We start from the raw sequence: 6,340 nt of genomic DNA, 5'->3' as shown, positions 1-6,340 counted from the left end.
TTAAGCGGGACAGGTGAGACCCCGCAGTGTTGCGCTAGCGACCGAGGAGGCTCACTGCCCGCCCCACGGAAAGCGTCCTCCTTGTAGCGTAAATCCCTGCCGAAACTCTCTACTAAGACGCATTTTATGTAAAGCACGAATGAGGACGTAATGCAAATCGAAAACGAGTGTTTTAGCATTAAAATGTATTAGTTTTTTTCCTATTAGCACAAACTTTCAAGAAATAGGATAATCAACAGACGTGTAATGATACTAACATAAACATCCAATTGTAGGTGATCTTCATCTTGCATTCTAAAATAGATGAAGTACAAAGCGTCCGTTTGAAACCCAGTCCATTCGATAAATTTATATACGTCCCTAACTTTTTTAAATAACTAGAGTTCTTTCTTGTCATTTCCTTCGAAAGACTGATAAAATGAAGGATAGTAATTGCAATAGCTTTAAAAAGGAGAGAATTTCATGACTGAAATAATTCATCGTTCCAACACTCGCCCTATAAAAGTTGGAAACTTAACTATAGGTGGTAGCAACGAGCTTTTTATACAAAGTATGACGACAACAAAAACACATGATGTAGAAGCGACTGTAGCTGAAATACTGCGATTAGAAGAAGCAGGATGCCAAATCGTTCGTGTTGCTTGTCCAGATGAACGGGCTGCCTACTCTATCGGAGAAATTAAAAAACGCATTAATATACCGCTTGTAGTGGATATTCATTTCGATTATAAATTAGCACTTATCGCAATTGAACAAGGTGCGGACAAAATTCGTATTAACCCAGGTAATATCGGGCGTAAAGAAAAAGTAGAAGCAGTTGTAAACGCTGCAAAAGCAAAAGGCATTCCAATTCGTATTGGTGTCAACGCTGGTTCACTTGAAAGAAAAATTGTTGAAAAATATGGCTTCCCTACTGCAGACGGCATGGTAGAAAGTGCTTTACATCATATAAAAATATTAGAAGACTTAGATTTTCATGATATTATCGTTTCGATGAAAGCTTCAGATGTATCGCTTGCAATTGAAGCGTATGAAAAAGCTTCCAAAGCATTTGACTACCCGCTTCACTTAGGAATTACTGAATCTGGTACACTTTTCTCAGGTTCGATCAAAAGTGCCGCTGGTCTTGGTACCCTTCTAAGTATGGGTATCGGGAATACAATGCGTGTATCGTTAAGTGCTGACCCAGTAGAAGAAATAAAAGTAGCGAGAGAATTATTAAAAGTATTTGGATTATCATCTAACGCTGCAACATTAATCTCTTGTCCTACATGTGGACGTATCGAAATTGATTTAATTACAATTGCTAATGAAGTAGAAGAATATATTTCTCACATTAAAGCACCTCTTAAAGTAGCTGTGCTTGGTTGCGCAGTAAACGGACCAGGTGAAGCGCGTGAAGCAGACATCGGTATTGCGGGTGCACGCGGGGAAGGTCTTTTATTTATGAAAGGCAAAACAGTTCGAAAAGTACCAGAAGCCACGATGGTAGAAGAACTGAAAGTGGAAATTGATAAACTTGCCGAAGAGTATTTTGCAAAACAAGCACTAGAAAAACAACAAGTGTAAGGAGTAAGATACATGACGAATATTCGATTTGGAATAGATATAGATGGCACTGTAACTTGCCCTACTTCTTTACTTCCACATATAAATGACGCTTTTAATTGCAATTTGCAGTTGGAAGATATTAAAGAATATGATCTAACAAAAGCGTTTCCTGTGAGTGAAAAAGAGTTTTACGAATGGTTTAGAAAATCGGAGCCAGTGATCTATGCTACTTCTCCTATTCAGGCAGATGCTCATGCAATTTTATCCGCTTGGAAAGAAAAATACGAGTTATTCTTTATATCCGCTCGTGGAGAAAACGTGATGGATGTTACGCTGAACTGGTTTAAAGAGCAGGAATTACTTTATGATCATATCGAATTAATCGGTACGCACAAGAAAATTGAAACAGCTAAAAAACATGGGGTACACGTTTTCTTTGAAGACAAACATGATAATGCTGTAGAAATACATGAAGAGTTAGATATTCCAGTTATTTTGTTTAATACTCCATACAATCAACAACCTGCACCAAATGGAGTAATTCGAGTAAATAACTGGCTAGAAGCAAATGAATGGATTGAAAAGGAATTCGCACTATTAAAACCGTGAGCATAATGCTCGCGGTTTTTTTAATGCATCCCTAATACTTTTGCATATGCTTGATAAGCAATAACTACAGCGATAGCTGATCCTATGAGAAACAAAAGTGAACCGCCTAACGTAAAAAGTCGACCAATTAATGTATTTTTTTCTTCTATACCTAGTTCTTGCCCCATAACCTCACCCCTCTTTTCCATAGTTCATTATATTCTACCGTTATGTATAGTTTCATTTGAGAAGTAAGTTGAATTGCACATAACTCTCTAAAAAGCACATCACAGTCTAAGCACATCCATTAAGATGCTTGAACCATGATGTGTGTTTTAATTGTTATTTCCTGAAAATGCTTGACCAAAATCCTTTTTTAAATATTGGAGTCACTTCATTTTCAAGGAATATTACTCGTTGATCTGAAATAGACGCATTGTTATTTGCTACACTTAAAGCAGTAAGATCATCGTATGGAGATCCCATTGTAGTTCCATCTAGCAACACAATATCAACTTCGTTTGCTGGAATTCCCCATGAGTTTCCTACGAATGTTGTAAAAGCTCCATCTACTAAGAATGCCCCCTTGGTATTATATACAATGTTATTATTAATGGCTCCTGTAACATTCGGATTAATATAAATACCCGTTCGCAGCGAATAGAACGTATTACCTTCTACAAATAAGCCTGTATTACCTACTTGAGGAACAACTGCACGATTCACTACCCAGTTTGACATAGGCAAAGCTTGCACCGGACCATAAATCGTGTTATTTATTAAACTAGTATTCGCTCCTCCAACTTGAATAAATTCCCTTGCATAAGGGATATCACTTGTAATAGTTAAACCGTCAACCGTAGTAATTGCTGCTGTTATTAGTATTGCAATAATATCCGCCTGTACTAATAAACTAGTTCCTATCTCGCCTTTTAATGTTATTCCGGCTTTATTTACGTTAATTTGAGAAGTAATTGGATAGATCCCTGCTAAAATATTTACTACTCCGGTAGGATTTACTGCTGTAATGCCTTCCTGTATCGTACCAAAAGGGTATGCTTGGCTACCATTTCCTCCAACTGATCCTGCTAGAACAAATATATTATCTAGATTAACTAATTCGTTCAAAGCTGTATCTAGTGCTATTTGAACATTTGTAGTAGAAGTGTAGCCACCGATCGGTCTATCATTTAATAGCTCTCCTGCTAGCTGATTTTTTTGAGCATCGGTAAGGCTATTGTATAAGGATAGATCTAAACCTAATCCTGGATCTTCCATTGCAGCTCTCATTTCTGCAATCGTTTGCGCATTATTGATAGCATCAAGGTATATATTACTACCCGATATGACATAGTCAGTTAGATTTGAAGTAATAATGATAGTATCATTCGTGTTAAGAAGATCATCTAATTCACTTTCTGACAAAGTAACAAACTGCATTTTACTATACAGGTCTCCTTCGAAAATCGTGAAAAACAATATTCCGTTTAAGAAAATATTTTGATCGCTTCCATAGGGAACCGTTTGTGCTTCCCCAGGATTGAGGGTAAATGAAACAGTGCCATCTTGGTTGTAAGGAAGTTCTCCTTCACGTATAAAAATGGTTATTTCGAATTTTGCTAAACTATTATTAATAAACATTTTTTCTGGCATAATTCACACCTCCTTTTTTCTGCAATTAGAGGAAATACTTATCTCTCCTCCATTTCTATATTATGAAATTTTATAAACTTCATTAGGGCGAATCTTTCAATCTATATAAAAACACCGCCAAACATTAATTTGGCGGTGTTTCTCAATGACATTCCGGACATTTTCCGTAAATCTCAAATTTATGACTTTCGATCTGGTATGCAGGTATTGCATTTTGCAGCATTTCCATTGGACAAAAATGAATTTCTTTAATGTTACCACAAGACATGCAAATAAAATGATGATGATGGTGATCTACTTCACAATGCATTCTAAAATTTTTTTCCCCTGTTAACTCTGTTTCGTCTAATATACCAAGCTCCACAAATGTACTTAAATTGCGATAGATTGTGTCATAACTCATTCCTGGATGTTCCACCATCATAATATCTAAAATATCTCTAGCTGTAATATATTTTGTCGTTTCTGAAAAAATGTTTAAAATCTGCTCACGTTTATCTGTCTTTTTGAAGCCTTCCTTTTTTAAAATCTCCCAAGCTTTGTCCGTATTCATGTTGACAAAACTCCCTTCACGCTCACTTTTTTCACTAAAATAGTAAGAAGCAAAATAATAATAGAAGTTATAACAATTGTACCACCTGGGGCTAAATCTAAATAGAATGCACTAACTAAACCAATAATTACTGCTAACTCCCCAAATACAACAGAGAAAATAATCGCGTGTTTAAAGCTTTTTGCAATTCGCATCGCAGCAGCAACTGGCAGCGTCATTAAGGAAGAAACGAGTAATATCCCTACAATTCGCATCGATCCAGCAATAACTAATGCCGTAACAATCATAAATAGAATATGAATCCATTTTGCAGGCAAACCAGAAGCTCTTGCATATTCTTCATCGAATGAAAGAACGAATAATTCTTTAAAAAAGACTGTTAAAAATACAATAACAATAATTGCGATACACACAACAATCCATAAATCTTGTCTACTTACAGCAGAGACTGATCCGAACAAATAACTAAACAAATCCGAACTAAACCCTTCTGCAAGCGATATAAATATAGCACTAAAACCCAAACCAGCGGACATAATGATCGGTATTGCTAACTCTTCGTAATGCTTATACACTCTCCGTAAGCGTTCAATAAAGAGCGAACCTGTAACAGATGCAGCAATTCCTAAATATAAAGGGTTCAACATGGATAAAGCAGCGACAGATTGGCTCAAATAAAGGCTTCCTGCTATACCAGCTAATGTCACATGGCTTAATGCATCTGAAATTAACGAAAGCCTACGAACAACGATAAAAACACCTAATAGCGGTGCGATAAAACCAATTATTATGCCCGACGCAAACGCATTTTGCAAAAATTGATACTGCATAATAGAATCTATCATTTTTGCACCTCTTTTTGATGATTTACTTTTCGGACAGAATGACCATACCAAGCTTCCAGCTGCTCATCACTCATCGAATCCATATCATTTTTAAATCCATGAAAATGAATCGTTCGATTCAAACATGCCACATGACTAATACTTTTCGAAACAGCATCCACATCATGCGTAACTAAAACAATAGTTATTTTATGTTCCCGATTTAAATGGCCTAACATATGATAAAACGTACGAACATTTTCGCTATCAATTCCTACTGTCGGCTCATCTAATATCAAAACCTTTGGATCGCTAATTAACGCCCTTGCGATAAAAACACGCTGCTGCTGGCCACCCGATAAATCCCCAATATTTTTCTTAGCATGCATATCCATCCCAACCGATTTAAGCGCATATTTCACTTTTGCTTGTATGCTTTTGGGATAACGATGAAACAGGCCCGTTTTTTTCGCAAAACCACTTCTTACAACCTCTTCCACAGTAGCAGGAAAACCAGTATTAAAGGAATTGGACTTTTGCGAAACATAGCCAATCCATTCTCTTTCTTTAAATAGATTCGCAGGTTCACCAAAAAGGAAAACCTCTCCTTCTGTCGGCTTCAATAACCCTAAAATTATTTTCAAAAGAGTCGACTTACCCGATCCATTCGGTCCGATAATGGCTAAAAAATCGCCTTCTTCAATCGATACATTTATATCTTTTAATGCCTCAGTCTGCTCATATTGATAACTTACTTTATTTAAATGAATTAATTTCTTGGGCATTTATTTTCCTCTATTCTAATTAATAATCATTACGATTTACAAAAATTAAGTATAGGGCAAAAACAGTTTCATGTAAATAAATAAAACTTGAAAGGATGTAAAATTGGATATTTCGAGATTCATTTATCAATTACAAACTTGTTCTATCGAGGAATTTAAAGAGATTCTAAAAGGGTATGATGTAAAATTATCGAGTTCAGAGCTCAAGAAAGTACATCCCCTGCTCCAAGAAATTTCTTTAACATGGCTTGTACTAGGAGTGCCAATGCCAATCCAACAAAAACTTATCAACATTTTAGGAGAAAACCGATCCATCGAATTATTTAATCAACTAAAACAAAAAGTACCCTCTACTTTTCGAGAAAAGTAAGGGTACTTCCAAATCA

At 36.0% G+C, this 6,340-nt stretch carries 8 protein-coding genes; 3 read left to right on the top strand and 5 right to left on the bottom strand.

Annotated features, from left to right (window positions below):
- The first annotated feature begins 462 nt into the window (after positions 1-462).
- Together ispG and RUH95_RS05675 are read left to right on the top strand one after the other, a co-directional pair.
- Complete coding sequence (gene ispG / locus RUH95_RS05680) at positions 463-1,569, top strand: flavodoxin-dependent (E)-4-hydroxy-3-methylbut-2-enyl-diphosphate synthase (RefSeq protein WP_313891859.1); 1,107 nt, start codon at positions 463-465, stop codon at positions 1,567-1,569.
- A gap of 12 nt (positions 1,570-1,581) precedes the next feature.
- Positions 1,582-2,160, top strand: coding sequence for a hypothetical protein (locus tag RUH95_RS05675; protein ID WP_313891858.1), 579 nt, complete (start codon positions 1,582-1,584; stop codon positions 2,158-2,160).
- 20 nt (positions 2,161-2,180) lie between these two features.
- Here RUH95_RS05675 and RUH95_RS05670 read toward each other — a convergent pair whose 3' ends face one another.
- The 5 genes from RUH95_RS05670 to RUH95_RS05650 form a co-directional block, all read right to left on the bottom strand.
- Positions 2,181-2,327, bottom strand: a complete 147-nt coding sequence (locus RUH95_RS05670; protein WP_313891857.1) for a hypothetical protein — start codon at positions 2,325-2,327, stop codon at positions 2,181-2,183.
- Positions 2,328-2,481: 154 nt separating this feature from the next.
- Positions 2,482-3,792 (bottom strand): right-handed parallel beta-helix repeat-containing protein, encoded by a 1,311-nt coding sequence (locus RUH95_RS05665; protein WP_313891856.1) that lies wholly within the window; start codon positions 3,790-3,792, stop codon positions 2,482-2,484.
- Positions 3,793-3,934: 142 nt separating this feature from the next.
- Positions 3,935-4,345 (bottom strand): Fur family transcriptional regulator, encoded by a 411-nt coding sequence (locus tag RUH95_RS05660; protein WP_313891855.1) that lies wholly within the window; start codon positions 4,343-4,345, stop codon positions 3,935-3,937.
- A complete protein-coding gene (locus RUH95_RS05655) occupies positions 4,342-5,190 on the bottom strand; it encodes a metal ABC transporter permease (RefSeq protein ID WP_313891854.1) in 849 nt (282 codons plus the stop codon). The genes RUH95_RS05660 and RUH95_RS05655 overlap by 4 nt, the downstream gene beginning before the upstream one ends.
- Positions 5,187-5,954, bottom strand: coding sequence for a metal ABC transporter ATP-binding protein (locus RUH95_RS05650; RefSeq protein WP_313891853.1), 768 nt, complete (start codon positions 5,952-5,954; stop codon positions 5,187-5,189). The genes RUH95_RS05655 and RUH95_RS05650 overlap by 4 nt, the downstream gene beginning before the upstream one ends.
- 103 nt (positions 5,955-6,057) lie before the next feature.
- On the opposite strand from RUH95_RS05650, the gene RUH95_RS05645 reads away from it, so the two are divergent.
- The gene (locus RUH95_RS05645; RefSeq protein WP_313891852.1) at positions 6,058-6,324 is read left to right on the top strand and encodes a hypothetical protein; all 267 of its coding nucleotides are present in this window, start codon (positions 6,058-6,060) and stop codon (positions 6,322-6,324) included.
- The last annotated feature ends 16 nt before the right edge of the window (positions 6,325-6,340 follow it).

Origin of the sequence: Psychrobacillus sp., from assembly GCF_032154225.1 — a bacterium.
Classification (GTDB): Bacteria; Bacillota; Bacilli; order Bacillales_A; family Planococcaceae; genus Psychrobacillus.
This window is presented reverse-complemented; position numbering and strand designations above follow the sequence as displayed.